Source organism: Neptunomonas concharum, from assembly GCF_008630635.1.
GTDB lineage: Bacteria > Pseudomonadota > Gammaproteobacteria > Pseudomonadales > Balneatricaceae > Neptunomonas > Neptunomonas concharum.
Genome location: NZ_CP043869.1, coordinates 193158 through 219691 on the forward strand (window position 1 = coordinate 193158; position 26534 = coordinate 219691).

At 48.1% G+C, this 26534-nt stretch carries 28 protein-coding genes; 18 read left to right on the forward strand and 10 right to left on the reverse strand.

The window, feature by feature from the left end:
* The first annotated feature begins 15 nt into the window (after positions 1 to 15).
* From ppk1 to F0U83_RS00935, 6 genes are all read left to right on the forward strand, one after another.
* Entirely contained in the window at positions 16 to 2214 is a 2199-nt protein-coding gene (gene ppk1, locus F0U83_RS00910; RefSeq protein ID WP_420813338.1) for a polyphosphate kinase 1, read from the forward strand.
* A gap of 266 nt (positions 2215 to 2480) precedes the next feature.
* Positions 2481 to 3254 (forward strand): ABC transporter ATP-binding protein, encoded by a 774-nt coding sequence (locus tag F0U83_RS00915; RefSeq protein WP_138986079.1) that lies wholly within the window; start codon positions 2481 to 2483, stop codon positions 3252 to 3254.
* A 43-nt stretch (positions 3255 to 3297) separates the two neighbouring features.
* Complete coding sequence (locus F0U83_RS00920; protein WP_138986080.1) at positions 3298 to 4062, forward strand: ABC transporter substrate-binding protein; 765 nt, start codon at positions 3298 to 3300, stop codon at positions 4060 to 4062.
* 91 nt (positions 4063 to 4153) lie between these two features.
* Complete coding sequence (locus F0U83_RS00925; protein ID WP_138986081.1) at positions 4154 to 4846, forward strand: ABC transporter permease; 693 nt, start codon at positions 4154 to 4156, stop codon at positions 4844 to 4846.
* Positions 4843 to 5568: an ABC transporter permease gene (locus F0U83_RS00930; protein ID WP_138986082.1), complete on the forward strand. Its 726-nt coding sequence runs from the start codon at positions 4843 to 4845 to the stop codon at positions 5566 to 5568. Before F0U83_RS00925 ends, F0U83_RS00930 begins: the two co-directional genes overlap by 4 nt.
* Positions 5565 to 5882: a 4a-hydroxytetrahydrobiopterin dehydratase gene (locus tag F0U83_RS00935; protein ID WP_138986083.1), complete on the forward strand. Its 318-nt coding sequence runs from the start codon at positions 5565 to 5567 to the stop codon at positions 5880 to 5882. Before F0U83_RS00930 ends, F0U83_RS00935 begins: the two co-directional genes overlap by 4 nt.
* On the opposite strand, the gene F0U83_RS00940 is transcribed toward F0U83_RS00935, so the two are convergent.
* Positions 5843 to 6679, reverse strand: a complete 837-nt coding sequence (locus tag F0U83_RS00940) for an SDR family oxidoreductase (protein ID WP_138986084.1) — start codon at positions 6677 to 6679, stop codon at positions 5843 to 5845. The genes F0U83_RS00935 and F0U83_RS00940 overlap by 40 nt on opposite strands.
* Positions 6680 to 6725: 46 nt before the next feature.
* On the opposite strand from F0U83_RS00940, the gene F0U83_RS00945 reads away from it, so the two are divergent.
* The 3 genes from F0U83_RS00945 to F0U83_RS00955 are packed head-to-tail and all read left to right on the forward strand — an operon-like array spanning position 6726 to position 10238.
* On the forward strand, positions 6726 to 7640 hold the full coding sequence (locus F0U83_RS00945) for a hydrogen peroxide-inducible genes activator (RefSeq protein ID WP_138986085.1): 915 nt from the start codon (positions 6726 to 6728) through the stop codon (positions 7638 to 7640).
* Between the two features lie 4 nt (positions 7641 to 7644).
* Positions 7645 to 9714, forward strand: coding sequence for an ATP-dependent DNA helicase RecG (gene recG, locus F0U83_RS00950; protein ID WP_138986086.1), 2070 nt, complete (start codon positions 7645 to 7647; stop codon positions 9712 to 9714).
* A 14-nt stretch (positions 9715 to 9728) separates the two neighbouring features.
* Positions 9729 to 10238 carry a DUF501 domain-containing protein gene (locus F0U83_RS00955; RefSeq protein WP_246077581.1) on the forward strand — a complete coding sequence of 170 codons (510 nt, stop codon included), beginning with the start codon at positions 9729 to 9731 and terminating at the stop codon, positions 10236 to 10238.
* 64 nt (positions 10239 to 10302) lie between these two features.
* On the opposite strand, the gene F0U83_RS00960 is transcribed toward F0U83_RS00955, so the two are convergent.
* From F0U83_RS00960 to F0U83_RS00980, 5 genes are read right to left on the reverse strand one after another with little or no spacing between them, the layout of a single operon-like run.
* Positions 10303 to 11331 carry a TRAP transporter substrate-binding protein gene (locus F0U83_RS00960; protein ID WP_138986087.1) on the reverse strand — a complete coding sequence of 343 codons (1029 nt, stop codon included), beginning with the start codon at positions 11329 to 11331 and terminating at the stop codon, positions 10303 to 10305.
* A gap of 54 nt (positions 11332 to 11385) precedes the next feature.
* Positions 11386 to 12609, reverse strand: coding sequence for a glycolate oxidase subunit GlcF (gene glcF, locus F0U83_RS00965; RefSeq protein ID WP_138986088.1), 1224 nt, complete (start codon positions 12607 to 12609; stop codon positions 11386 to 11388).
* A 23-nt stretch (positions 12610 to 12632) separates the two neighbouring features.
* A complete protein-coding gene (gene glcE, locus F0U83_RS00970; protein WP_138986089.1) occupies positions 12633 to 13712 on the reverse strand; it encodes a glycolate oxidase subunit GlcE in 1080 nt (359 codons plus the stop codon).
* Positions 13713 to 13714: 2 nt separating this feature from the next.
* Positions 13715 to 15202, reverse strand: a complete 1488-nt coding sequence (locus F0U83_RS00975) for an FAD-linked oxidase C-terminal domain-containing protein (RefSeq protein WP_138986090.1) — start codon at positions 15200 to 15202, stop codon at positions 13715 to 13717.
* 19 nt (positions 15203 to 15221) lie between these two features.
* The gene (locus F0U83_RS00980; protein ID WP_138986091.1) at positions 15222 to 16193 is read right to left on the reverse strand and encodes a TauD/TfdA family dioxygenase; all 972 of its coding nucleotides are present in this window, start codon (positions 16191 to 16193) and stop codon (positions 15222 to 15224) included.
* A gap of 211 nt (positions 16194 to 16404) precedes the next feature.
* Between F0U83_RS00980 and F0U83_RS00985 the strand changes: the two genes are divergently transcribed.
* The gene (locus tag F0U83_RS00985) at positions 16405 to 17331 is read left to right on the forward strand and encodes a LysR family transcriptional regulator (protein ID WP_138986092.1); all 927 of its coding nucleotides are present in this window, start codon (positions 16405 to 16407) and stop codon (positions 17329 to 17331) included.
* A gap of 87 nt (positions 17332 to 17418) precedes the next feature.
* Here F0U83_RS00985 and F0U83_RS00990 read toward each other — a convergent pair whose 3' ends face one another.
* Entirely contained in the window at positions 17419 to 17664 is a 246-nt protein-coding gene (locus F0U83_RS00990; RefSeq protein WP_138986093.1) for a YfhL family 4Fe-4S dicluster ferredoxin, read from the reverse strand.
* A 41-nt stretch (positions 17665 to 17705) separates the two neighbouring features.
* The gene (gene coaD / locus F0U83_RS00995) at positions 17706 to 18188 is read right to left on the reverse strand and encodes a pantetheine-phosphate adenylyltransferase (RefSeq protein ID WP_138986094.1); all 483 of its coding nucleotides are present in this window, start codon (positions 18186 to 18188) and stop codon (positions 17706 to 17708) included.
* A gap of 174 nt (positions 18189 to 18362) precedes the next feature.
* Between coaD and F0U83_RS01000 the strand changes: the two genes are divergently transcribed.
* The gene (locus F0U83_RS01000; RefSeq protein WP_138986095.1) at positions 18363 to 19637 is read left to right on the forward strand and encodes a M48 family metallopeptidase; all 1275 of its coding nucleotides are present in this window, start codon (positions 18363 to 18365) and stop codon (positions 19635 to 19637) included.
* A gap of 78 nt (positions 19638 to 19715) precedes the next feature.
* Entirely contained in the window at positions 19716 to 20342 is a 627-nt protein-coding gene (locus F0U83_RS01005; protein ID WP_170221686.1) for a TetR family transcriptional regulator, read from the forward strand.
* Here F0U83_RS01005 and rsmD read toward each other — a convergent pair.
* Together rsmD and F0U83_RS01015 are read right to left on the reverse strand one after the other, a co-directional pair.
* Positions 20339 to 20977: a 16S rRNA (guanine(966)-N(2))-methyltransferase RsmD gene (rsmD, locus tag F0U83_RS01010; RefSeq protein ID WP_138986097.1), complete on the reverse strand. Its 639-nt coding sequence runs from the start codon at positions 20975 to 20977 to the stop codon at positions 20339 to 20341. The genes F0U83_RS01005 and rsmD overlap by 4 nt on opposite strands.
* 9 nt (positions 20978 to 20986) lie before the next feature.
* Positions 20987 to 22153, reverse strand: coding sequence for a hypothetical protein (locus tag F0U83_RS01015; RefSeq protein ID WP_138986098.1), 1167 nt, complete (start codon positions 22151 to 22153; stop codon positions 20987 to 20989).
* A gap of 102 nt (positions 22154 to 22255) precedes the next feature.
* Here F0U83_RS01015 and ftsE point away from each other — a divergent pair, with 102 nt between their 5' ends.
* From ftsE to F0U83_RS01045, 6 genes are all read left to right on the forward strand, one after another.
* Positions 22256 to 22915, forward strand: coding sequence for a cell division ATP-binding protein FtsE (gene ftsE, locus F0U83_RS01020; protein WP_138986099.1), 660 nt, complete (start codon positions 22256 to 22258; stop codon positions 22913 to 22915).
* On the forward strand, positions 22908 to 23939 hold the full coding sequence (ftsX, locus tag F0U83_RS01025) for a permease-like cell division protein FtsX (RefSeq protein ID WP_138986100.1): 1032 nt from the start codon (positions 22908 to 22910) through the stop codon (positions 23937 to 23939). Before ftsE ends, ftsX begins: the two co-directional genes overlap by 8 nt.
* A 161-nt stretch (positions 23940 to 24100) precedes the next feature.
* A complete protein-coding gene (rpoH, locus tag F0U83_RS01030) occupies positions 24101 to 24973 on the forward strand; it encodes an RNA polymerase sigma factor RpoH (RefSeq protein WP_138986101.1) in 873 nt (290 codons plus the stop codon).
* A 123-nt stretch (positions 24974 to 25096) separates the two neighbouring features.
* A complete protein-coding gene (locus F0U83_RS01035; RefSeq protein ID WP_211343601.1) occupies positions 25097 to 25477 on the forward strand; it encodes a DUF423 domain-containing protein in 381 nt (126 codons plus the stop codon).
* A complete protein-coding gene (thiS, locus tag F0U83_RS01040; protein WP_138986667.1) occupies positions 25477 to 25677 on the forward strand; it encodes a sulfur carrier protein ThiS in 201 nt (66 codons plus the stop codon). The genes F0U83_RS01035 and thiS overlap by 1 nt, the downstream gene beginning before the upstream one ends.
* A 51-nt stretch (positions 25678 to 25728) precedes the next feature.
* The gene (locus F0U83_RS01045; RefSeq protein WP_138986102.1) at positions 25729 to 26517 is read left to right on the forward strand and encodes a thiazole synthase; all 789 of its coding nucleotides are present in this window, start codon (positions 25729 to 25731) and stop codon (positions 26515 to 26517) included.
* The last annotated feature ends 17 nt before the right edge of the window (positions 26518 to 26534 follow it).

A 26534-nucleotide genomic window follows, 5' to 3' on the forward strand; every position in this document is an offset into this window, starting at 1 on the left:
ATTGCGGAGAAAACAATGACAGGCCAGGTCACGATTGATCAAGAGGCAAGTACAATGAGTGAAGAATTATTACAAAACCAAGCGGCTCAAGCGCTGGTAGAGAGTCGTGAAATCTTGCCGACAGTTGATCACCCGGTTGAAGTTGAGCCGGTTGATCTCAAAGCCCCTGAACTCTATATCAATCGTGAGTTAAGCCATCTTCAGTTTAATGTGAGGGTACTGGAGCAAGCATTGGATGAACGTCATCCATTGTTGGAACGACTGATGTTCCTGTTAATTTTCTCCAGCAATCTGGACGAATTCTTTGAGATTCGCGTAGCTGAGCAGCTGCGCCAGTTAAAATATGGCCGTGAGACGGTTGGGCCAGATGCCATGTACCCTAAAAAGGTGCTGGAAAAGATTCGTGAAATCTGCCAGATCAATGTGGATCGCCAGTATCGAATTCTCAATGAGATTATGTTCCCTGAGATGGAGCAGCGGGGTATCCATTTTAAGCGTCGCAGTGTCTGGACGCCGGAGCAGAAAGAGTGGATCAAGAACTACTTCGAAGAGAAGATCGTACCGGTGATCAGCCCTATTGGTTTAGACCCTGCCCACCCCTTCCCTAAACTGGTTAATAAGAGCCTGAACTTTATTGTTCAGCTCGACGGTAAAGATGCTTTTGGTCGTGAAACCGGCTTGGCGATTATTCCCGCCCCTCGTTCGTTACCAAGACTCATTCGTTTACCGGATGAACTGTGTGAAGAGGGGGATAATCTTATTTTCCTCTCCTCCATGATTCATGAATGCGCCGATGAGCTGTTCCCGGGCATGAGTGTTTTAGGCTGCTATCAGTTCCGTATCACCCGAAATGCGGATTTAACCTTCGATTTTGAAGAGATGGATGATCTGGCGCGTACACTGCGTGGTGAGTTGCACTCTCGAAAGTATGGCGATGCGGTTCGTCTTGAGGTGGATAATCGCACACCCGAAGAGCTGGTGGAGTTCCTCAAACAGGAGTTCAATCTTGATGAAGAGCAGGTTTATAAAGTTGATGGGCCGGTTAACCTGACTCGCCTAATGGCAGTACGTGACTTGGTGGGTCGGCAAGACCTGCGTTGGCCGCCATTCTCCCCAGGGGTTCCTGGAAAACTCAAGAAGGAGAAAGATGTTGATGCGTTTCAGGCGCTAAAAGCCAATGACCAGCTGCTGATGCATCCCTTCCAGTCGTTCACGCCGGTTGTCGATTTGCTAATGAAAGCCGCGAAAGATCCTGATGTGATCGCTATCAAGCAAACCCTTTATCGAACCGGCGATAAGTCCGACATAGTTAATGCACTGGTGGAGGCGGCTCGAAGCGGAAAAGAGGTGACGGTCGTTATCGAGCTGCGCGCCCGCTTTGATGAAGAAAGTAACCTACACTTGGCAAGTCGCCTACAAGAGGCGGGATGCTTGGTAGTGTATGGGGTTGTGGGTTATAAAACTCATGCCAAGGCGATGCTGATCGTGCGTCGAGAGGGTACGAAGCTGGTGCGCTACTGCCATTTGGGTACGGGTAACTATCACTCTGGTACCGCCCGACTCTATACCGATTATAGTTATCTCACATCCGATGATGAGATTGGTGAAGATGTGCATAAAGTGTTCCAACAGCTAACGGGCATGGGCAAAATTCAGCGTCTTAAAAAGCTCTATAATGCGCCTTTCACGCTGCATGCCAAGATGATTGAGCTTATCCAGCGTGAAGCTAAGCTCGCTGCTAGTGGTAAGGTTGGGCATATCATTGTAAAAGTGAATGGCCTCACTGAGCCTAAAATGATTCGTGCGTTGTATGAAGCCTCTCAGGCTGGCGTTAAAATTGAGCTGATTATTCGTGGTATGTGTCGCTTGCGTCCGGGGTTGCCGGGGATCTCCGAAAACATTACCGTGCGCTCGATTATTGGGCGCTTCCTTGAGCATACGCGTGTTTATTATTTCGGGAACAACGGTAAGCCTGATGTATTTTGTGCCAGCGCCGATTGGATGGAGCGAAATATGCTCAATCGTGTCGAAACGGGGTTTCCGCTTACAGGAAAACTCGGTGAGCGGGTGAAAAAAGAGCTGGATTACTACTTGGCTGATAATACTCAAAGCTGGGAGTTAAAAGCGGATGGTAGCTATACATTACTGACGGCGGCCGAGGGAGAAGAGCCCTTCAGCGCTCAACAGCAACTACTGCAGGATTTTGCCAGCTAACGCTTAACCGGCCAGAAGTTCCAAACAAAAAGAGTGCATTTCATGCGCTCTTTTTCGTTATGGCGACCTTTTTTTAGTAAATTCAGACATCTTGTCCCCTTATCGAACAGGCGTCGTTGCCTTTTAGACTCAGATCAGGAAAATAGACCCTCAAGTCAAATGTTTCATATAAGAAATAAGTTGGCGTATCATGTCTGATAACTCGTTTGTAAACTAAACTGCGAGTGAACTTGTTCTAACTGATACGCCCGATAATGGAAAACACTATGTCTGATACCTCGATCGCGCTCGAACTGGTCGATATTCATAAGTCTTATGGCAGTCTTGAAGTTCTGAAGGGTGTTTCTCTTCAGGCGAATGACGGGGATGTAATATCCATTCTTGGTTCCAGTGGATCGGGGAAAAGCACGCTGCTACGTTGTATCAATCTGTTGGAAAAGCCAGCCAAAGGGCAGGTGATAATCGGCGGGGAGAACTTACAGCTAAAGGCGGGTAAAGATGGCGAAATGATCGCCGCAGACCGTAAGCAGCTTGAAAACATGCGTTCGCGCATCGGTTTCGTCTTCCAAAACTTCAACCTCTGGCCTCATAAAACCATCCTCGGCAACATCATAGAAGCCCCCATGAATGTACTAAAGCAATCTCGTGAGCAGGCGGTAGCCCGTGCTGAGGTATTGCTGAAGAAAGTTGGCCTCTATGAAAAGCGTAATGCATACCCTGGTAACTTATCTGGTGGTCAGCAGCAGCGTATTGCGATTGCGCGTGCGCTAGCAATGGATCCTCAGGTATTACTCTTTGATGAGCCAACCTCTGCGCTTGACCCAGAGTTGGTTAATGAGGTGCTAAGCGTTATGCGTGAGTTGGCTGAAGAGGGGCGTACTATGTTGATAGTTACCCATGAGATGCGTTTTGCGCGGGAAGTATCTAGTCAGGTTGTGTTTCTTCATCAAGGACAGATAGAAGAGATCGGCCCCCCAGAACAGGTTTTTGAAAATCCGAAATCGCAGCGTGTCCGTGACTTTATGTCCAGCCACATGTGATTCGTTTAATCAATTTAGATCAATAATAAAGAGAGTAAACCTGATGAGTGTTCGTAAAATTGTTGCAGCTGTTACATTAGTTGCCGGTGCTTTTGTCGGTTCTCAGGCAATGGCTGGCGATAAAATCCGTATCGCTACTGAAGGTGCGTATGCACCATTCAATATGAAAAATGAGCAGGGTGAATTAGTGGGTTTCGATGTTGAAATCGCTAAAGCATTATGTGCTGAAATGAAAGCAGACTGCACCATTGTTGAGCAGGACTGGGACGGTATGATTCCTGCCCTGAAAGGCCGTAAGTTTGATGCCATTGTTGCCTCAATGTCGATTACTGAAGATCGCCTGAAAGCGATCGACTTCACAGACCCTTATTACACCAACGCGCTGGCATTTGTCGCGGCAGAAGGCAAAGCGTTTGCTACGGACAAAGCATCTCTGAAAGGCAAAACATTGGGTGCGCAGCGTGCGACCATCGCGGGCCAATACTTGGAAGACGAGCTAGGCGATGTGGTAACCGTTAAGCTATATGACACTCAGGATAATGCTTATCTAGATCTGGCTTCTGGTCGTTTGGATGGTCTGGTGTCTGATAAATTCCCTGCCTATGACTGGTTACGTACTGACGCTGGTAAAGGTTTCGAGTTTAAGGGCGAGACGATCAAAACTGAAACCGTTGATAAAATCGGTATTGGTATTCGTCACGGCGAAGCAGAGTTGAAAGCGAAGTTCAATAAAGCTCTGAAAGCCATCGTTGAAAATGGAACATACGAGAAGATTAACGCTCAGTATTTCCCATTCTCTATCTACTGATAGATAAGCGCGGGTAGGTTGTTCACTATCCGCGCAGCTAAATCAGGCGGCTAACGTCGCCATTTTTATCCCGCTGTATGAGAATATAATCGTGATTGATCTGCATGGGTTTGGTCACCTGTTATTGGCCGGTACATGGGTTACGATAAAGCTGGCACTAGTCAGTCTCTTTTTCGGCCTGATCTTTGGTCTGCTCGGGGCCTCTGCAAAACTATCCAAATTTAAGCTGCTACGCGCTATTGCAACAGCCTATACCACGCTGATTCGCGGTATTCCGGAGTTGTTGATCGTCTTTGGCATCTATTTTGGCGGCTCTGCCCTCGTTATGGCAGTCGCTAGCGTGTTTGGTTATGACGAATATATTGAGATAAACCCTTTTATGGCGGGGGTTGCTGCGTTATCCATCGCCTTTGGCGCTTATGCGACAGAAGTTTTCCGTATGGCCATTATTTCTATCCCTCAGGGGCAGTGGGAATCAGCGCAGGCGCTGGGTATGACGCGGGGGAAAACCTTCTTTCGTATCATCCTGCCTCAAGTGTGGCGGGTTGCTTTGCCTGGGCTTGGAAATCTCTTTCAGGTATTACTCAAAGATACGGCATTAGTGTCGGTTGTTGGTCTGCAAGATGTGATCCGTCAGGCAACAACAGCAATCAGCGCAACCAAAGAACCTTTTACTTTTTATCTGGCAGCGGCGGTCATTTATCTCATACTCACCGCCATTGCAACGGGCGCCACGCTTTGGATGGAGCGTCTGACAAACCCACAGGCGAGGTATAAAGGATGAATTGGGATTGGGATGTCATCATCAAATACTTTCCAAAGTTAATGGAAGGCGCGCTACTGACGTTAGAACTCGTTACCATTTCTGGGTTGGTAGGCATGTTAATTGCCGTGCCAGTGGCGTTACTAAGAGCCTCTGATAAGCCTTGGGTGCGCTTTTTACCTTTCTGCTTTATCTATTTCTTTCGAGGTACGCCATTACTGATCCAGATCTTCCTGATCTATTACGGTGCTTCGCAGTTTGAAGCAGTACGCGAATCCGTGCTATGGAATATACTCAAAGAGCCTTATTGGTGTGCGATCATCGCCTTTACACTAAATACCGCAGCGTACAGTGCTGAGTTGTTTAGGGGCGCTATTCAGGCGATTCCTAAGGGTGAGTTGGAAGCCGCTGATGCGTTTGGTATGAATTGGCTGTTAAAAACACGCCGTATTGTTTTACCTAGGGCCTTTGGTATTGCCCTGCCAGCCTATGGTAATGAAGTCGTCTTAATGCTGAAAAGTAGCGCGTTGGCTTCGACCATTACGTTACTGGATCTGACAGGCATGGCGCGTACCATTCAAGCACGTACCTATACGCCAGTTGAGTTGTTCACCGCTGCTGGGGTGATCTACTTAGTGATGGCGGCTGTGGTGATTGGTTTATTCCGCTTTATGGAAAACCGCTTTAACCGCTACCAATACTACAAGCCTCACATAGACCCATTGGGTGTAGAGAAACAATGACAACCGCAATACGGCTCGATACACAGCAGATCGATACTGCGTTATTGCAGCTAAATAACAGCACGGATGAGCCGTGGGCTTTACAGAATGGCACTTTGCAAAAAGTGTTTAACTTTGCCGATTTTGTAACGGCTTTTGGGTTTATGACTTCGGTTGCTCTTTTGGCAGAAAGGGCAAACCACCACCCCGAGTGGTTTAATGTTTATGGTCGTGTTGAGATAACCCTGACGACGCACGATGTGGCCGGGTTATCTCAACGGGACTTTGATTTAGCTCATGCCATTGATGCCATCACGTTGGTAAACCCTTCCTGATAGCTCGGATATAAAAAGCGATAGCCAGATGCTTTTAAGCGCGTGCTGTCGCAGCGTTTACTGCCCCCCCTTCCTATCATTTGCTCCTGAGTAGGCTTTATTTGATGTTGTTCTGCCAGCCAGGTCGTGACGTTGTGAATTGGTGTAGGTTGCTCGTCGCTGGCTAGGTAAATGGGCGATAGCGTCTTTTCCTGAGTAAGCATCTTAACGAGGTGGACTAATACACCGGCACAATCATCTCGGTGGATTCGGTTGCTGTAGTGAACAGGATCTGAAGGCGCGATGATACCGGCGCGAACACTATTGAGCAGGTGCATTCTTCCGGGGCCATAAATGCCGCTAAAGCGTACTACAGTGCTGTTGGGGTGCGCGAGTACTTGTTGTTCTGCTGCAACCATGATCTTTCCCGAAAGAGTATCAGGCTCAATCGGGCTGTTTTCATTGACCCACTCATGGTTTTGCTGTCCGTATACGCTGGTACTGGATGTAAAGAACGTATATTTTGGCGGATTAGGCAGAGCTGCGAGGATATTCGCAAAGCCTTCTACATACGCTTGTTGGTAGGCTTCTTCGCTACGGCCATTTGCTGCAGCACAATAGATCAGGATATCGGTATCTGGTAAGTTTGATAGTGTAGATTTATCATTGAGGTCAGCCGAAAGAGCATGGATGCCTTCAGGAAGCTGGTTTATAGTACGTCGTAACCCGACAACGTGATGCCCTTCTTCTACGAGGGAAACTCCGGTTGCGGTACCAACATCGCCACAACCGGCAATGAGTATTCGAAATCTGTTCATAGGTGCTCCTGACTGTGAAGGTTTATTTTATCAGAGGATTGAAAGCATGACGCTGACTGAGTTGCGTTATATTGTGACACTCGCCAAAGAGCAGCATTTTGGTCGGGCGGCTGAGAAGTGTTTTGTCAGTCAGCCAACCTTGTCCATTGCTGTTAAAAAGCTGGAAGATGAGTTAGGAGTGGCGCTATTTGAGCGAAGCAAGAACTCGGTTCGGTTAACCGATGTTGGTCAGCGTGTTGTTGATCAAGCGCAAAACGTTCTTCGCCAAGCAGAAACCATTAAAGATTTAGCGCAGTCAGGCAAAGACCAACTTAAGTCTCCTTTACGTGTTGGAGCTATCTATACCATTGGTCCTTATTTGTTCCCTCATTTGGTGCCTCAGGTACAACAATTAGCACCGAATATGCCGCTGTATATCGAAGAAAATTTTACAGCGCGTTTGCGTGAGAAGCTGCGCAATGGCGAGTTAGATGCCATCATCGTAGCTTTGCCCTTTGACGAACCCGATGTGGTAACGCGCCCGCTCTATGATGAACCATTCGTTATGCTGCTGCCCAATCAACACCCTTGGTGCGAGCAGAAACTTATCGATGCCAGTCACTTAGCAGAAACGGAACTACTGCTGTTAGGCGAAGGACATTGTTTTCGCGATCAGGTGCTAGAGTCGTGCCCTACATTGCAGCAGGCGATTCAACAGCAGCACACGGTAACAGAAGGCAGTTCACTTGAAACCATCCGTATGATGGTTGCTACAGGCTTGGGAGCTAGTGTGTTGCCTGTCTCTGCCACAGATGGCCACTATCAATCTAATCTGGTTCAGACGCGCCCTTTTAAGGCGCCGCAGCCTATTCGAACGGTGGCGGTTGCCTGGCGAGCAAGTTTTCCACGCCCTAAGGCGATCGATGTGTTGGTAGAAGCAGTCAGCCGTTGCCAGATTGCTGAGCGTAAGGGAGCGGCTTGAGCCGGTGTCATCTGCTACGGATATTATTTCGCTAAAAGGCGTTGGTGCGGCGCTCGCGCTCAAGCTGGAACGGTTAGGTATACATACGATTCAGGACCTGTTATTCCACTTGCCACTGCGCTATCAAGATCGTACGCGTATTTTACCTATTGGTTCCCTTAGGCCAGGTGATGAGTGCGTTATTCAAGGAGAGATTCGCGCCTCAGATATTGTTATGGGAAAGCGCCGCAGTTTGCTCTGTCGAATACAGGATGGCACAGGTACGCTGACACTGCGCTTCTTTCATTTTTCGGCTGCACAAAAGCAGCAGTTATCTACGGGTAAAGCGATTCGCTGCTTTGGAGAGGTACGCCCAGGCCCTTCCGGTTTAGAGATGGTGCATCCTGAGTACCGAGCGAGTACATCGGATGACTTAACGCCGGTAGAAGAGGCGCTGACACCGGTGTACCCCATGACGGAAGGGTTGCAGCAAAACCGTGTGCGCTCACTGATAACTCAAGCACTCATGTGGTTGGAAACAGGCCATTTGCCAGAACTGCTCCCTGAGTCATTGAGGCAACGCTGGAAGCTCCCTGATTTAAGGGACGCTTTGCTCTACCTACATGCCCCACCGGTAGATGCCGATCAGCATCTACTGCTTGAAGGGCGTCATCCCGCTCAGCGTCGTTTAGCGTTTGAAGAGCTACTGGCTCACCATCTGACTTTAATGAAGTTGCGCCATCGGGTGCAAGAGAGCGGTGCACCACGGTTGCCTTACCATGGGCAATTATGTACTCCGTTTCTTGAGCAGTTACCCTTTTCGCTGACACAGGCGCAAGAACGGGTCAGTCGTGAAGTTACAGCGGACTTGAATAAAGCGATCCCTATGCTACGCCTTGTTCAAGGTGATGTTGGATCAGGGAAAACCGTTGTGGCGGCGTTGGCAGCGTTGCAAGCCGTGGAGAACGGTTTCCAAGCTGCTGTGATGGCGCCGACAGAGATATTAGCAGAACAACACTACATAAATTTCACCCAATGGATGGAGCCTCTAGGCGTTAAAATAGCTTGGCTGGCAGGGAAAGTGAAAGGTAAACAGCGTTTAGCGCAACTGGCTTCGATTGCTGATGGCAGTGCACAAATCGTGGTCGGTACCCACGCACTTTTTCAGGATGAGGTGCGCTTTTATAATCTGGGGCTGGCTGTTATCGATGAGCAGCACCGCTTTGGTGTTCATCAACGCTTGAGTTTGCGAGAAAAAGGGCGTGATGGTCAGAAAACACCCCACCAATTGATTATGACGGCAACCCCCATTCCGCGAACGTTAACCATGAGTGCTTATGCGGATCTAGACTGCTCTATTATCGACGAGTTGCCTCCGGGTAGGACTCCCGTCAGTACCGTCGTGATTGCCGATAGCCGCAGAGATCAGGTGATCGAGCGAGTGCGTGCTGCTTGTAATGAAGGGCGGCAAGCGTATTGGGTCTGTACCCTGATCGAAGAGTCGGAAGCGCTGCAATGTCAGGCAGCCGAGGTAGCCGAAGCTACACTAAGGGAGCTACTACCAGAGTTACGTATTGGTTTGGTACATGGGCGTATGAAAGCTCAAGAAAAAGCTGATGTGATGCAATGCTTTAAGTCGGCAGAACTGGACTTGCTGGTTGCCACAACGGTAATTGAAGTGGGCGTCGATGTGCCCAATGCCAGCGTCATGATCATAGAAAACCCTGAGCGTTTAGGGTTATCACAGCTACATCAATTACGTGGTCGCGTAGGGCGAGGGTCAGTCGAAAGCTTTTGTGTGCTCATGTATCATGCACCCCTTTCTAAACAAGGTCGGGAACGCTTGGCAGTGATGCGGGAGACGACCGATGGCTTTAAAATCGCGGAAAAAGACCTTGAACTACGTGGCCCCGGCGAAGTATTAGGCACACGGCAAACGGGCATGATGCAGTTTAGAATTGCAGATCTTCAGCGCGACGGTGATTTGTTGGAGCGTGTACGTCAGGTTGCTGCTCAATTGGAGCAACAACCTGATCTTATAGAAGCGGTTACGCGTCGGTGGTTAGGGCAAGGTGAAGAGTATGGGCATGTATAATAACAGGAGCATGTGTGAACGTATCTGAAGTGATGAGAGCCAAGGTAGCAGAGCAAATTGGGCGAGAACCTAAAGGGCTGATGGCAATTAGTGTCGCGACGCCAGAAGGGATTCCTCTTGTAGTACAGATGCGCTCTTTAGTCGATGATGTGCCTTTCCCTACGCTCTATTGGCTAACCTCTAAGGTGCTGTGCAAAGCGATCGGAACTATTGAAACGCAAGGCTGGGTGAAAGAAATTGAAACACGGTTGCAGGATGATGAAGTACTGCGCAACGCCTATTTAGAAAACCAAAGAAGCTATGTGGCTCGTCGTTGGGAGCTGATGCTTCCTGAAGATAAAGCTAGGATCGAGGCGCTAGGCTTTACCGAAATGTTTGAACGTTATGGCATTGGGGGGATTTCTCAGTGGGATAAAGTGCGCTGCTTGCATATGCAATATGCGCATCATTTAGCAGAAGGGAACGTTATCGGTGCACTTATGGATGATGAGTTTGGCCTGAATCTACAAGACTGCTCAGCTTAGTAAAGTGGCAGAGAAAAACCCTGCCTAGGCAGGGTTCTGAATCATTTAATCTGGATTGGGGCAACTAAGGTGTATAGTTGCGTGCGATGTTACGCAGTTCTGCCAGTGCGGCGGCTGCATCGACATCCCGATCAGAAACACGATCTAAATACTCTTTATCCATGCCTTGAATAAGCGCTTGGAACTCCACATCGATCGGGTCGCCAGGTTTTACCTCAAGAATAGATACGCCTGCTTCCTTTGCTGCCTTCAGGCCTTCTGCATCCCCTTCATCCCAAGCTCGGCCTGCCAAGGCAGAGAGCTTTTCACCTGAAACCAACATAATTGCTTCCTGATCTTTTGGGCTTAGGTTATCCATAAAGTCAGGATTAATAAACATTGAGAAGCTCATGGTATACATACCATTGGGCAGTAGCACCAGTTGTTTGGTCACTTCATTTAGGCGTAGCGTTTTCTGCTCGCCGACAGGAATAAAGACGCCGTCTACCACCCGTTGCTGCATCATCTCGTAGACTTTAGGGGCGGGTGCGCCAACAGCCGTCACCTCCATGCGCTCACCAAGTTGAGACTGGATACCGCCACCTAAGCGAATTTTGCGACTTTTTAGGTCCGCTAAGCTATTAATGGGCTCCGCTAAGTGGATCTGTCCCGGACCGTGGGTAAAGAGGGCTGCTAGTACTAAGCCTTCGTGTTCATTGGCTGGTTTATAGTATTGATCGTGCACGCGCCATAGGGCGACTGATGAGGCTTCTGCATTAGGAGCCTGCAAATTGGGTAGTTCAACGGACTCGGTTAGCTTAAAACGCCCTGGCATATAGCCGTGCACGCTCCAGCTGGCATCTGCTACACCATCCTCTACTAGCTCAAACATGGTTTTAGGGTGTCCCATGCCATACTCAATAACCATTTTTACCCGGCCTTCTGTGGCTTCATCTATCCATTTCCCCCATGTATCTAACACAATAGCATTCTGAGGGTGGGTGGGCGGAAGCCAGCTAGCAACTCGCATTTTAGTTTCGGCTAATACGTTGGATGTTAAAGCAATGCCCATAGCAAGGCAGGCTGCAGGTTTAAAATAGGTTCTTAGTTTCATAGTAATGACCTTCTTTTTATTGTTATGCCTTAAATAAGGCTCAGATTTGAGTGATTAAGGTGTGTCGTTCAATGCGTCATCAATCACCTGTACCCAATGACGAACGGGTTGCTCTAAGCCCGCTGACAGATGAGTTATGCAACCAATATTGGCAGATACATATTGGTCGGCTTGCGAATTTTTTAGCGCCTGAATCTTTTTCTGGCGTAACTCGGTTGCTAGTTCGGGTTGAAAGATCGAATAGGTTCCAGCCGAGCCGCAACACAGATGGTTGTCGCTTACCGGCTTGATATGAAATCCCATACGGCCAAGCAGTGTTTCCACTGAGCCTGCTAACCCCTGCCCATGTTGCAAGGAACAGGGGCACTGGAAGGCGAGACTGGCATCAGGGCGCACCGGTAGTGTTTCGATGGGCTCTTTGCTTAATACTTCCACCAGGTCTTTTGCCAGTTTGGCGACCTGTGCGGCTTTGTCTGCGTAAGCTGCATCCTCTTTGAGGAGCTTGCCGTATTCCTTTACGGTCGTACCGCAGCCGCTCGCCGTGATAATGATGGCTTCACACCCTTTCTCGATATATGGCCACCAAGCATCGATGTTTTGTCGCATAAAATCCAAGCCATCCTGCTGCCTATGAAGGTGGTAGCTGAGTGCACCACAGCAGCCAGCTTTGGGTGCTCGGATAAGCGAAATACCTAGCTTGTTGAGTACGCGTGCAGTGGCGGCATTAATATCAGGGGCGATGCCCGGTTGTACACAGCCTTCCAGAACCAGCATGGAGCGAGGGTGTTGCTTAGCAGGACGGTTACCTGACTGCTGCCGTGGCGGAATTGTTCGTGACAGCGATGAAGGTAACAACGGACGTATCAGTTGTGCACTGCGCAGCAGAGGCGTAAAGCGATGAGGAAAAGGCAATACATTGAGAATAGCGTTTCTGAGTAGTCGCTGCTTCCAGTTACGTGGCACTTGTTGCTCGACTAAGGGTGCCCCAATCTCCAGTAAACGATGATACTCAACATTGGAGGGGCAGGTGGTTTCGCAAGCTCGACAGTTAAGACAGCTATCCAAATGCTGTTGGGTGCTTTGCGTGACTGGATTGTCCTCTAGTAACTGCTTAAGCAGGTAGATACGTCCTCGTGGGCTATTTAGCTCATTGCCGGTCAGGTTATATGTTGGGCATGTGGCTAAGCAGAAACCACAATGCACGCACTTGCGCAGAATCGCTTCGGCTTCTTGGCCTTGGGGGCTATTTTTTAGTGATGAAGCGATATTAGTCTGCACGTATTATTCCATCGATGTATCGATTACAAATCAGGGTAGAGTCGGCCGGGATTAAGAATGCGAGCAGGATCAAAACTCGCTTTAATTCGTTGGCTTAGCTGTAACAGCGGGCGGCTCAAGGGGTGAAACTGAGTTGATTTTTGAACAGCTCGATCTATCGTAGTGACGTGTCCTCCGTGAGAAGTTGTCCACTCAATTAGGTCGTTATCATGTGGCCGCACCCAACGTTGTGCACCTCCCCACTCGATCAGTTGATCAGTTACTAAGTGCTCAGGAATAGCGGGTGCTGCTGGTGGTAGGGATAGCCTGATATAGTTGTCTGTCGAATGAAAAAAAGCGTGCTGCTGCTCTTTTAGTTGTTGCCATAGAGGAGCTGTCGCCGGTAACTCACCTCCTATTTTCAAAGCAGCAGCACGTACGCCAGGTTCTGTACCGGATAAGCGAATACTCAGCTGATTGTTATGTAGTAGAGTGGCGGATATCGGGAGCGGTTGACGCCCTAGTTGGCTTAGCAATGTTTGCATCTGCTGCTGATTGCACTGTAGCTGCTGGGTTTGCTCGAAAGCCGGTTTCGGAACCACCTTCAAGCTAATATCGAGCAGTACACCGAGGGTGCCTTGAGCACCGCACATCAGTCTTGATACATCGTAACCGGCGACGTTTTTCATGACCTGCCCGCCAAAGCGCAGAATCTCTCCCTTACCGTTAATCATGGTGACGCCCAGTACAAAGTCACGAACAGCTCCGCTATAGGGGCGCCTTGGGCCAGATAAGCCACAAGCAATCGTCCCGCCGAGTGTGGCGGTGGGTGAAAAGTAGGGTGGCTCAAATCCTAGCATTTGCTCTTGTTCTGCTAGAGTGCTCTCAATGACATGCAGGGGCGTTCCTGCTTTTGCAGTAATCACAAGTTCAGAGGGCTCGTAGTTAATAATCCCCTGTAACTGATTAACCGATAAGGGTTTACCTTCAACGTGGCGGCCATAAAACGCCTTACTACCGCCGCCGATAATGCGAAGTGGTTGTGCATGAAGAAAAGCTTGTCTGACTTGATCTGCAAGCTCTTGAGCCGTGGGTGACGAGTGTGCCAAGTCTATGGATTGCATCGTTAAAAGCGCTCCAAGTGAGGGAACGGCATATCGCCATGATGCACATGCATCGCATTAAACTCAGCACAGCGAGCGAGCGTGGGTATCTGTTTACCGGGATTGAGTAGTTGCTTGTCATCAAAAGCGCGTTTGAGCGCATGGAACTGTTGTAGCTCAGAGCTTGAGAACTGCAGACACATCTGATTGATTTTCTCCAAGCCGATACCGTGCTCACCTGAAATGGTACCGCCCACTTCAATACAGAGTTCAAGGATACGCGTACCCAGTTCGAAAGCGCGTTGGTGCTGGGACTCATCAGAGGAATCAAAAAGAATAGAGGGATGCATGTTACCGTCACCTGCATGAAACACATTGACGACCTGTAACTGATACTCTTCGGCTAACTGATTAATCTGGTTCCACACTTGTGAGAGTGCGCGCCGAGGGATAGTACCGTCCATAATATAATTATCCGGTGCAAGCCTAGCGAGCGCGGGAAAAGCCGCTTTTCTGGCTGCCCATATGCGTTTGCTCTCGACAGCATTGCTGGCGATCTGAATATCGTCGGCATTCAGAGCTCTAAAGATACGAATGACGCGGTTTAATTCGTCTTCAACGTCAGCAGCGCTGCCATCCAGCTCACAAATAATGACCGCAGCGGCGTCCACCGGATAGCCTGCGTGCATAAGCTCTTCAATGGCGCGAATACCTGTTTGGTCGATCATTTCTAGCCCGGCAGGGATGATGCCTGCGCCAATAACCGCCGCAATAGCATGGCCGGCATCTTCAATCGTGGCAAAAGCCGCTAGCATCACTTTTTTGTACTCAGGGATAGGCAGCAGTTTTACTCGGATCTTGACGACGATCCCCAGCAGGCCTTCGGAGCCGGTCATAACGGCAGTTAGGTCATATCCCGCGGCATCCAGTGCTGCGCTGCCTAGCGTAATCAGCTCCCCTTCGATAGTCACAATCTCGAGTTCGAGCACATTGTGTACCGTTAGCCCGTACTTCAAACAGTGAACGCCGCCAGCGTTTTCGGCAACATTGCCTCCGACCGAGCACGCCAGTTGGGAGGATGGATCAGGGGCAAAGTAGAGATTGTAGGGCGCTGTGGCATCGGATACGGCTTGGTTGCGAACCCCCGGGCCAATCAGCGCCGTTCGGTTATCCAAATCGATGTTATGGATCTGATCAAACCTACTCATCCCGAGTAATACACCGTTTTCAACGGGCATGGAGCCCGCCGTTAAGCCGGTACCTGCACCCCGCGCTACCACGGGAATATCTAACTGGTAGCAGCAGCGCATCACGTGTTGAACCTGCTCGATCGTCTCGGGCAGTACGGTTAACAGCGGTAGTTGGCGCATGGTGGTGAAGGCATCACACTCGAAAGCGCGTAGTTGCTCAATCTCAGTAATGATCGCTGCTGTCGGTATCTGTTGGCCGAGCATAGCAACAAGGCTCTTTAGCAGGTGCTCTCGGTGGTTATGCTCGACGCTGATAGTCATGTGGCGTGATCCGATTTGTTTAGCGCTTAGGGATGCCGTTACGTCCAGGGAAATCGGGAGCAAGTTCTCTGGCGTTAGGCATTTTTAGCCACAGTCGGTATAGCAGTCGTCTACGCTCCAGCTCATCGTAGTCTTCGAAGCTGGTGCGTGAATGGAAAATCGTATAATTGTTTGCGAACTGGATATCACCGGGTTCCATCATCATATCTAAGCGAATATCCGGATCGTTTAACGTCGAATCAATCAGGTCTAACGCTTCTACTTCTACGTTTGATAGCGGTAGTCCTGCATTCTCTTGAGCGATCTCAATATATTGGCGTAGGTATCGAGCGCTTAATTTGCCTTTGTGGTAACTAAAGATTGGCGTTAAGCCGGGATCTCCGTCATTAAGATGCTCTAAGAGGAACAGGCGGTGCAGCAAGCCAAGATATTCTGGGTGCTTTTCCAGAATTTCATTGTAAAGAGTCATCGCACTGGAAAGGCTGCTCATGCCTCCTGATTTAGCTTTGCGCAGAGAGAGCAAACCAACCACGTCGGATAGATCAGCGTGATAAGGCAGATATTCGTTTGTTTCATACACACGAACGTTTCTCGTATTGATCTCCCCAATATTTCTGACATGTCCGAGCATATCGCCTTTGATATTTTGAGAAACCGGCGTGCCCATGTGCAGACCTAAGCCGTAGTAAATAATCGCGGCTTCATCATCGGTGTATCGCTCGATAGGTAAACCGCGAATTAAGATAAAGCCTTTGCCGTTTTCCAGCTCCTCATTGAAATAAGCAATTTCTTCTGCGAGCTCAGTAATCGGAAAATCTTCTTTGGTGAAATCAGGAACTTTTAGTCCTTTCTCTTTGACCTTCTCTAAGGCTTTTTCGAGAACGCTGATAGATTCATCAGACCAATGATAAATCCATGAGCCGTCATCCTTAATATCCTTACCTTTCCACGCTGATGGACCTTTAATTTTCTCTTTATGAATGACGCTCATTGTCTATTCCTCTGAAAAGCCAGATTGTTATTATTTGATGCCGTCTATACCAGCTGGTGACTTAATCCACAGCTATGTATTAAGTCAGGAAGAAAGCGATTTAAATTACTGTAATCATCATTTTATATAATTAAAAATACATATTGATTATGGTATTCCATATAAAATAAATATGGTCAGAATAAGCTAACGTGATGAATGGAGCGGTGGCATGAAACTCAACCAATTGAAGTACTTCCTTAAAATCGCAGAACTTGGCAGTGTTTCCGCGGCATCACGGCAACTATATATCGCTCAGCCGGCTTTGAGTCACCAAGTAGCTTCTTTGGAGAAAGAGCTTGAGGTTGAACTGTTCACCCGAACAGTCAAAGGTGTTCAACTTACAACGGCAGGAGAAAAGCTGTTGCATCATGCCGGGTTGATCCTGCGACAGGCTGAGAATGCCCGAGCGGATGTTATCTCTAACGAATTTTCGCCCAGAGGAGAGGTGCGCCTTGTGATCGATGCTTCCAAGGCTTATACCCTGTTACCCCTACTGGTTACTGAGACTGAAAATCGTTTTCCTGAAGTGCAATTGAATGTGTTTGATGCCATGAGTTTGGTGGCTGCACAGCAGATCGCTGATGGTAAGGTCGATCTTGGTTTAATCCCGAATGCTGCTGATCTTAGCGGTGTCGAGGTGTTGCCTGTCTATCGTGAATCGCTATGTCTTGTGGGTAAAAACCTGAATACGTCCAAGGAGCACGAGACTATCTTGTTTGAAGAGTTGGCGGATTATCCTCTGGTTGCGCCTTCTCGACCGCATAATATTCGATTGCATATTGAGCAGGCCGCTTTGGAAGCGCGTCGCCCATTAGATATTCGATACGAGCAAAATACGGGGTTAGGACTGCGCTGCTTAATTAACAGCGGAATTGCCAATGCGATTATTCCACGTGATGTGATGAATGCTGAGTTGCAGCGGGGAGAGCTTCGTGCCTTGAAGATTATTCAGCCGAGTATCGAGAGAATTCACTCATTGGTGCGCTTGAAAGACCGTCCTGTGACAACCGCTTGTCGTGCTTTGGAGGCTTTACTCGTCGAGCTGATTGGTAAGCTCTGTGAACAGGGATTACTAGATGGAGAGACTTTGAGTTAGTTGTATACCCTACATCGATAAGATGTTTGGCAATAGGAACGGGGATGATAAAAACCCTGCCGAAGCAGGGTCTTAGCACAGCAGCGTTTATGCTGTGAGTTTTTTGTACTTTTCCATCAGCTGATCTTCAGTTTCGACGTGATCAGGGTCTTTTGGAATACAGTCAACAGGGCATACTTCAACACACTGAGGCGTGTCGTAATGGCCCACACACTCAGTACATTTATTAGGATCAATCTCGTAGATCTCTTCGCCCGGAGCGATTGCTTCGTTCGGGCATTCTGGTTCGCATACATCACAGTTGATGCATTCGTCGGTAATAATCAATGCCATGTCGGCTACCTCACTGGCTCACAAGGTTTCACGGTTCGGGGCTACAGTGTGCCCAGATAATGTTTTAATGTTCTTTCGACAGAGGGGTGAACAAATTTACTCACATCCCCGTTTAATGTTGCTATCTCTCTGATCAGCGTAGACGATATAAACGAGAGATGCTCTGAAGGCGTTAGAAATAAGCTTTCTGCCTGCGGAGCAAGTTGGCGGTTCATATTTGCCAACTGGAATTCATACTCAAAGTCTGAAACTGCCCTTAGTCCACGAAGTATGATATTTGCGTTTTGCTCTTTCACTAAGTTCGCTAATAGACAGTCAAAACCAATGATTTCAACATTGGATAAATGTCCAAGAACCTCCTCTGCTAGTTCGGTGCGTACCTCAAGCGGGAGTAACGGCTTTTTCTTTGGACTCGCAGCAACGGCAACCACTACCTTGTCAAATAACCGGGAGGCACGTTGCACGAGGTCCGAGTGACCATTTGTTATTGGATCAAATGTCCCGGGATAAATGGCGATATTCATAGTTGATTCACTCAAACCTTGTTTTGCTATGCACATTAGCACTGTTGCAAGTGCGGCATGTTATCGGAATTATAACAGTGGTACAAATACAATAATGGAATGTGTTGATCTTAATCAGTTATAAAAAATAATTTTTATATTTCCATTAAGAATATAAGGGTATCGGTATCAAAGATGAATAAATTGAAAATTCGAGTACAAAATATACCAGTACTGTTGGGGTGCTTAGCGCTGGTGGGGCTGCTAACCGGCTGTGAAGCGATGCGTTCTGTTGATCAAGGGTTGTACAATGCAACAGAGGCAATCAGTGAGCGTGATCGAATAACAGGGCAGCGCACGCTCAGTACTGCAAGTCGAGGGCAGCAGATTGCGCAGGGCAATGCGGTGGTGGAGCAGTTCATAGCGGCCGAAAACAAAGCCGGTCGTAAGGTTAATGGTGAATTAAACCGCAAGGCTTACGAACGGCTCGTTCGTGTGTTTGATCGTATCCACAGAATAAGCCATCTTAGCAAAGAAAGGTGGCGCCCAATCTTGATCGACAAATCGTCTTTTAACGCATTTACGACAGGTGGTACCTACATCGTTGTTCATCTGGGGTTGATGGAGCAGCTGTCTGATGATGCTGAACTGGCGGCTGTGCTAGGTCATGAGATAGCTCATACGGTGGCAAATCATGTTTTTGAGCGGCAAACTCACCAGACCGCCGCGTTAATCGCTGGCTCAGAAGCTGCCCGACAGGGCGGTTATCAGGCAGCATTTACCCATGAACGGGAAATCGAAGCAGATGAAGTAGGCATTCTGTATTCTGCTCTTGCAGGGTTTGATCCTTATGCCGCTAGCCGTATTTGGGAACGTCAGTACCGCAAAGAAGGGAGCGCGCGGGGGCTGTTTTTCCACGATCATCCCGTTAACCCTGAGCGGGCATTATTGACTCGTCGGGTTGCCGATAAAGTAAAAGCTTACTACCGCAAAGGACAGCAAAATCCAAACTATGCCGCTTTACTAGAAAGTAATGTTTTATGGCAAAAACAGAATGAAACAGCCAAAGCAGGTGAAGGAGGCGGCCTCTCTGCTTTCTTGGGTACGGCTCTGGGTGCTTACGTACAGCATCAAGAAACTAAGCAGGAGGCTAATAGGCAAGCGCAACAAATCAAAGTGATGCAGGCACTCAATTCAAACATTAAAGCGCTGGGTGAGCAGGTCATTAATCAGACTTCATGGCAGGTGGTTTGGCAAAATCGTAATAACGTAGCGCTTAAGGATGTTGTGATGGGGGTTCTGATTCGAGATTCACAGGGAAAAACACGCCGTCATGTTGTGCATATTCCCGGTGTCATTCGCCCGGGTGCGCGTTTTATCGGGAAGTTTCAATTATCAGACCTGACAATACCGCAGCTAAAAAAGATGCAGTTAAAGTACTACTTAGATGATGCGAAAGCCTATCGTTAATTCTATTTTACAAGGTCGATAAGCCATCTCGGATAAGCTAGACTGTTGCCAAACCTAGCGATAAAAAAGGAGTCTGTTTTGGCGCGTCGTTCGCGGGAGGAAGCAGAGCAAACCCGGCAGTTGTTATTGGAAACTGCTCTTAGGCATTACGCAACCTATGGTATTCATCAGACGAGCTTGAAAGCCATTGCAGCGGATGCAGGTGTCACTCATGGTGCACTCTATTGGCATTTCAAAAATAGAGATGATCTCATAGTCGCGTTGGCGTCTACGTATACGTTGCCTTTTGAGCGTGCTTATATGGAGCACCTTCAGGCTATTGATCAGGATGCATTGAGTGCGCTAGCAGGCTTTCTTACAGATACTGCCAAGGTTGTTCTTAGAGAAACGCAGGCGAGCTTTACCTTCTCTGTATTTTATCAGCGACGAGCAGAGCTACCTGAAGTCCCCGCCTTAAATGAGATACTCCAGTCTGAGCGGATGCTTTGGCTGGATTATATCGACCGATTTTTAAAGCAGGCACGTAAACAAAAGCAGATTCGTAAAAAGACTAAGTCACAGCCTATGGCTGAAGTATTGTTAAGCCAAATGTTTGGCTTATTAATCCTCTGCCTATGGAGTGAAGACGAGTCTGCCCCTGTGAGCACGCTTATCGCTACGGGTATCGAGAATGCTATACGCGGTTTAGATGCGACTAAAGACTAAAGAGTCTGATCAGTGTCTGCGATAGCTTCACGATAGAGTAGACGATAGGTGACCTGTCCCGCGGTCTTTTCACGGTGGGGCTGCCAGTTCGAGGGCAGCAATAGCTGCTTAATCTCTGATTCTGCTTCAATATAGATAACCGCATTGTCGGCTAGTAAATTCTTGCTCTCGAGCAATTCGCAAATGACAGGCAGCATATCTTTTCTAAAAGGTGGGTCGAGAAAGACCAAGTCATAACGGGGTTCGTTATCTGTTTGACGGCCTTCAAGCCAAGTCATGGCAGACGTGGCGATCACTTCACCTCGTTGGCTTTTAAGAGTGTTCAGGTTGTTTTGCAGCTGCTTAGCTACTTCCGGTGACTGATCAACAAAGGTTACGGAAGCTGCACCTCTGGATAGTGCTTCTAAGCCTAATGCGCCACTGCCTGCAAAAAGATCTAAGCAGCGTGCTCCGGGAGTAGTATTTTGTAGCCAATTAAAAAGGGTCTCTCGGACGCGATCAGGTGTTGGCCGAAGACCTTCAATATCGGGAAAAGGCACCCGTCGACTCCGCCATTCACCACCAATAATACGAAGCATGGGAGCATGGCCTTTTGAGGAAGATTGCTGGGGTCTTGGTGGGTGTTTACGTGGCATAACTTGTGTCTATAGTGGTGTCGTTCGAATGATAACGCTTGCTTGTGGAGATAATAAGCTTTCTATCTCTGAGATAATATCAGCGTCGGTAATAGCAGAAAGCTTATCATGATATTGGTCGGCAGAGAGGGTCTCTTCCTGATAAAAGAGGTTATTTGCCAGTAGGTAGGGTAGTTGTGCAGCATTGCTGAGTCGTTGTTCATACTCTTTTACCATAAAGACTTTGAGTGGTGCTGGTGGTGAGCTTGCTATGGATTGTTTTAAATACTGGCGAAGGTTGGAAAAAAGTGGCTCTGAAAAGGAGTCTGGCTGGCGAATGAGAAGTGCACTGAAGCCTACCGGATAACTGTGTTCAGACAGAAGACGGAATTGTGTGCTTTTTCCCTCGGTCAAAGCGAGCAGTTGTTGGCCTAAATAACGCCATGCCAGCTCTTTGGGAAGTCGTTTGTCTCGCTCCGTTTCCAGTTGGCCTATCAGAAGTTGGTGAAGCGGGGAGCGATGTTTTAATTCGATAAGTGTATCTGGCAATGCAGGGGTAGATGGCTGTGATGAAAGAGGGTGGTTGTCTAATATCTTTTCTGACAATGTTTGTAGAGATTGAAGGGTGGCGTTAGAAGATCTATTGAGCGTAAAGAGAATCACTTGCGGACTGGCTAATGCTCGGCTGTAATCAAACGTCGGTAGCTGGGTGGCAATTTGTAGTTTGAAATTGATCAGCGCTTGTTCTTCTATGCTGCTGGAAGCTAGGTAGCGTTCAGCACTGGCTTGCTGAGTCATGGCTGCCAAGTGGGTGTTTTGCTGGAGCCTTAAGTTGTCTAAGGTCGCTGGTATTTGATTTATCGAAGATAGAGGCAAGGTGATGATCAGGTGATCGGGGTACGCGTTTATCGTTATGTCAGGCATCGTCTGGATAGACTGATCCAAGGCTAGTCGCACACCTCGTCTTTGCACTTGTTGGGTTTCGCCAAAGGCTGCCGGGAAAGGGTAAACGAGTAAAATCTGGTCATTAGAGATTGCTTTATCTTGGTAAAGGTAGGTTTGAGGCGTCTCTAATGGTTCAGGTTGTTTAACCGTCTCGGGTTGGTTGTTGAGTGTCAGCAGCAAGATCGCAATTGCCAGAAACCAAGGTAGAATCTTAAGATAAGTACGGTTAAAGATGGGTGTGTATTCTGTCACTCTTGGTTTCCTTGTAGGCGAAGCTGCTATGCGCAAAGAATCACTATGATAAGATACCCAACCTAACTCAGGATAGACCTAATCAGGATAAGACTCGGCATCATGATTCATTTTGAACATGTCAGTAAGCGTTATAGTGAAGGTCACGATGCGCTCAAGGATATTTGCTTTACGCTGCAGACAGGTGAACTGGCGTTTTTGACAGGGCATTCGGGTGCCGGTAAAAGCACGTTACTCAAACTGATCATGCTGATGGAGCAGCCTACAGCTGGACATATACAGGTTTGTGATCAGCAACTAACGCACCTAGGGCGCCATGAAATCCCCTTTTTGCGGCGTTCTATTGGGGTGGTTTTTCAAAACCACCAGCTGCTGTTTGATCGCACGGTTTTTGAAAATGTCGCCTTACCCTTGCAAATTTGTGGATATTCGCCGCAAGACGCTGCGCGGCGAGTGCGAGCCGCATTAGATAAAGTAGGTCTGCTGGATCGTGAAAAGATGAATCCGCTTGCCCTATCCAGTGGTGAGCAGCAAAGGGTAGGTATTGCCCGCGCTATTGTACACAAGCCTAAAGTTCTGTTGGCGGATGAGCCAACAGGTAACTTAGACCCCCTGCTATCTGAAGAGATAATGCGTTTATTCGAGCAATTTAACCGAGTCGGCACAACGGTACTCATCGCCAGCCATGACTTGTCGTTAATCAAGCGAATGGGGCGTCGTGTGATGACATTGCGTTCAGGGAGGTTGATTGCTGATGGATAAGCGTCGTGGAGCCGTGAGAGTCACCCCTCGCGCAACAGCTGCTCCAGCTCCAGCCTCTAAAGCGGCACCGGCAAAACGAGGAGCAGAGCATCATAAGGTTGATTTAAAAGGACATAGTGAAAGCTGGGTGAGAAACCACAGTGAAGTCTCCCGTTCTTCATTAAAGCGGTTACTGGCTACGCCACTTGCAACGTTTATGACGGTAGCGGTTTTGGCGATTGCGTTAACATTGCCCGGATTTCTTTTTTCAGCGCTGTCTAACCTTCAGCAGCTAACACAAGGCTGGGAAGGTGAAACACGCTTATCTCTATATCTTCAACCTACTCTCTCCAGTGAAGAGGCAGATCGTTTCAGTCGAACCCTTTTACTGAGAGATGATATTGCTGCCATTGATTACATCAGCGCTGAGCAAGGTTTATTAGAATTTAAGAGATATTCAGGGTTTGGTGAGGTGGTGGAGGCACTTAAGGAAAATCCACTTCCTGCTGTGGTCATGCTTATTCCTAAAGCGCAGGCTGCCAAAGATCTAGGGCTTTTACGGGCAAGCTTTGAAGCGATGCCAGAAGTTCAAGAGGCCATATTAGATCTGGAGTGGTTGCAGCGTTTAGATGCGATGCTGGCTGTAGCCAAACGTACGGTGTTTGTTTTGGGACTATTGCTGGGTGTTGCTGTTTTATTGGTGGTGGGAAACACCATCAAGATGGCGATTGAAAGCCGGCGTGATGAAATCATTGTCAGCAAGTTAGTGGGCGCAACTGATGCTTGGGTAAGACGGCCGTTTCTCTATACGGGCTTTTGGTATGGTTTATCGGGTGCTTTACTGGCTTGGTTAGTGATACAGATCGCATGGATGATGCTTAAAACGCCTGCGGCCGAGTTGGCCAACCTTTACCATAGCCAGATCGAACTGCATGGGCTAGGGGTGATTGGCAGTTTGCTGCTGTTAGCTGTCAGCTTATTACTTGGCTGGTTGGGAGCATGGTTATCAGTACGGCGTCATCTTCGTGAAATAGAGCCTCGTTAGACTTTATTGTGAGAGCGGAATTCAGTGTTGCCCCACTTGCCATTTGTCTAAAGTGACGCTATCTTTTGTTCCCCCATAGCAGATTGCTGGGGAACTTTTTACCGTTTTTAGCATCATACTTTTGGCTGAAATAGATGTAAAAATAACGAGGTCAGTATTTAATGGGTAAAAGCTTACAACTCATCGAACATGTATCTCCAGGTCAGAATCTGGAAGCTTACGTGCAAACAATCAGTACAATACCTGTTCTGAGTGTTGAAGAGGAGCGAGCACTGGCAGAGCGTCTCTATTATGAAGACGATTTGGAAGCCGCACGCCAGTTGGTTTTATCTCATCTGCGCTTTGTTGTTCATATCGCCCGTAGCTACTCTGGCTATGGCCTTCCTTTAGGTGATTTGGTGCAGGAAGGTAATGTTGGTCTGATGAAAGCGGTTAAGCGCTTTGATCCGGGTATGGGCGTTCGCCTTGTATCTTTTGCTGTACATTGGATTAAAGCAGAGATGCATGAGTATATCTTGCGTAACTGGCGCATTGTTAAAGTGGCTACCACCAAGGCACAGCGCAAGCTCTTCTTTAACTTACGTTCTCAAAAAAAGGGTCTTGGATGGATGAATGGTGAGGAAGTTACCGCCATTGCCGAAGATCTGGGAGTTGATGAACAGGTTGTGCGTCAGATGGAAGGGCGTATGGCGTCGGTGGACACCTCTTTTGATGCGACCTTAAACGATGACGACGATAGCAGTGCTTATCTGGCTCCGTCTCAATACCTTGAAGACCATTCTGCTGACCCTGCCCTACAGCTTGAAGAAGCTAATTGGGAGCAGGACTCACAAAGCAAGCTAATGGGTGCTTTGGAAGCCTTGGACGAACGTAGTCGAGATATTTTATCCCAACGCTGGTTGATGGATGAAAAGTCAACGCTGCATGAGCTAGCTGATAAATACAGTGTGTCTGCTGAGCGTATTCGTCAGTTAGAGAAGAATGCAATGAAAAAAATCAAGCAAGCCATAGGGCAAGAGTATCAGTTAACCTAGCTTGATCTATCTATTCTTGAACAGAGCCGCCTTCGGGCGGCTTTGTTGTTTACAGCCTGAACCTGAGAATAATCGGTGATATAATCCCCGCCACTGATTGAGCCGAAGTTGGGGTTGTGTATCGTGCGGTGCTATTTGGCAGTTGCTGGGGTGAGTGGTGCTATAGCGGTTGGCTTAGGGGCTTTTGCCGCCCATGGCTTGAAGCATCAGTTAACTGATCGCTTGCTGGGTGTTTTCCAAACGGGCGTACAGTACCAGTTTTATCACACGTTAGCGTTACTTCTGATTGGATTACTCCTCAGTAATAGTCACTCTCGGTGGCTTAAAGTGAGCGGAGCACTGTTTATCCTAGGTATGCTGTTTTTTTCCGGCAGCCTTTATGTGTTGGCTTTAAGTGGTATTCATTGGTTTGGTGTTATCACGCCGGTGGGAGGCGTTGCCCTGCTCGCTGGTTGGTTGTCACTGGTTGGTTTTGTAGTAAGTGAAAAGAGGAATGGCGAGTGATTGAACTACAGGTTAATGGTGAGCAGCAGCTAATTGTTGCGGGGTCTACCTTGTTTGATCTGATTGAACGATTGGAGCTTGTGGGGCAGCGTATAGCTATTGAAGTCAATCAGGAAATTATCCCCCGAAGCCAGCACAGCGATTATGTACTTCAAGCAGGCGATGCAGTTGAAGTCGTCCAAGCGATCGGTGGCGGTTAAGTAGATCGCTCAGTTTATAGCCCTTAATTAGTATTCAGAAGGAAACAACCAATGCAGCAAGATGACGCCTTAATCATTGCAGGAAAGCGTTACCAGTCTCGATTATTAGTGGGGACTGGGAAATACAAGGATATGGACGAGACCCGTGATGCCATTGCTGCCAGTGGTGCTGAGATTGTAACGGTTGCTGTTAGACGCACCAATATAGGTCAGACGGCAGGTGAACCTAATCTGTTAGATGTGATTTCCCCAGACAAGTACACCATTTTACCGAATACAGCAGGCTGCTATACCGCAGAAGATGCTGTAAGAACCTGTCGTTTAGCTCGTGAGCTATTGGATGGTCATAATTTAGTCAAGCTTGAAGTCCTAGGTGATCAAAAAACGCTCTACCCCAACATGGTCGAAACGATCAAAGCTACCGAAACCTTGGTTAAGGATGGCTTTGATGTGATGGTGTACTGCAATGATGATCCGATCGTTGCTAAACAGTTAGAAGAGATGGGGTGTGTAGCGGTTATGCCACTCGGCTCTTTGATCGGTTCTGGCTTGGGTATCTTGAACCCACATAATATCAATATCATTATGGAAAGCGCTCGTGTTCCTGTCCTCGTAGATGCGGGTGTGGGTACTGCTTCAGATGCTGCGATCGCCATGGAAATGGGCTGTGAAGGGGTACTGATGAACACCGCGATTGCGGCAGCTGGGAATCCTATCTTGATGGCATCTGCGATGCGCAAAGCGATCGAAGCAGGGCGTGAAGCCTATTTAGCCGGGCGTATGCCTAAAAAGAAATATGCCAGTGCGTCTTCTCCTTTGGATGGCGTGATTGGTCAATAAATTAAAAAGCGTGAAGC

Excerpts from the sequence above, each read along its gene's own strand:
- F0U83_RS00960 (WP_138986087.1), bottom strand. The coding sequence starts at position 11,331 with ATGAAACTAAGAACCTATTTTAAACCTGCAGCCTGCCTTGCTATGGGC.
- glcE (WP_138986089.1), bottom strand. The coding sequence starts at position 13,712 with ATGCAATCCATAGACTTGGCACACTCGTCACCCACGGCTCAAGAGCTT.
- F0U83_RS00915 (WP_138986079.1), top strand. The coding sequence starts at position 2,481 with ATGTCTGATACCTCGATCGCGCTCGAACTGGTCGATATTCATAAGTCT.
- F0U83_RS01045 (WP_138986102.1), top strand. The coding sequence starts at position 25,729 with ATGCAGCAAGATGACGCCTTAATCATTGCAGGAAAGCGTTACCAGTCT.
- coaD (WP_138986094.1), bottom strand. The coding sequence starts at position 18,188 with ATGAATATCGCCATTTATCCCGGGACATTTGATCCAATAACAAATGGT.
- F0U83_RS00945 (WP_138986085.1), top strand. The coding sequence starts at position 6,726 with ATGACGCTGACTGAGTTGCGTTATATTGTGACACTCGCCAAAGAGCAG.
- rpoH (WP_138986101.1), top strand. The coding sequence starts at position 24,101 with ATGGGTAAAAGCTTACAACTCATCGAACATGTATCTCCAGGTCAGAAT.
- F0U83_RS00920 (WP_138986080.1), top strand. The coding sequence starts at position 3,298 with ATGAGTGTTCGTAAAATTGTTGCAGCTGTTACATTAGTTGCCGGTGCT.
- F0U83_RS00990 (WP_138986093.1), bottom strand. The coding sequence starts at position 17,664 with ATGGCATTGATTATTACCGACGAATGCATCAACTGTGATGTATGCGAA.
- F0U83_RS00980 (WP_138986091.1), bottom strand. The coding sequence starts at position 16,193 with ATGAGCGTCATTCATAAAGAGAAAATTAAAGGTCCATCAGCGTGGAAA.
- ppk1 (WP_420813338.1), top strand. The coding sequence starts at position 16 with ATGACAGGCCAGGTCACGATTGATCAAGAGGCAAGTACAATGAGTGAA.
- F0U83_RS00975 (WP_138986090.1), bottom strand. The coding sequence starts at position 15,202 with ATGACTATCAGCGTCGAGCATAACCACCGAGAGCACCTGCTAAAGAGC.
- F0U83_RS00985 (WP_138986092.1), top strand. The coding sequence starts at position 16,405 with ATGAAACTCAACCAATTGAAGTACTTCCTTAAAATCGCAGAACTTGGC.
- F0U83_RS00935 (WP_138986083.1), top strand. The coding sequence starts at position 5,565 with ATGACAACCGCAATACGGCTCGATACACAGCAGATCGATACTGCGTTA.
- F0U83_RS01000 (WP_138986095.1), top strand. The coding sequence starts at position 18,363 with ATGAATAAATTGAAAATTCGAGTACAAAATATACCAGTACTGTTGGGG.
- rsmD (WP_138986097.1), bottom strand. The coding sequence starts at position 20,977 with ATGCCACGTAAACACCCACCAAGACCCCAGCAATCTTCCTCAAAAGGC.
- ftsX (WP_138986100.1), top strand. The coding sequence starts at position 22,908 with ATGGATAAGCGTCGTGGAGCCGTGAGAGTCACCCCTCGCGCAACAGCT.
- F0U83_RS00930 (WP_138986082.1), top strand. The coding sequence starts at position 4,843 with ATGAATTGGGATTGGGATGTCATCATCAAATACTTTCCAAAGTTAATG.
- F0U83_RS00940 (WP_138986084.1), bottom strand. The coding sequence starts at position 6,679 with ATGAACAGATTTCGAATACTCATTGCCGGTTGTGGCGATGTTGGTACC.
- ftsE (WP_138986099.1), top strand. The coding sequence starts at position 22,256 with ATGATTCATTTTGAACATGTCAGTAAGCGTTATAGTGAAGGTCACGAT.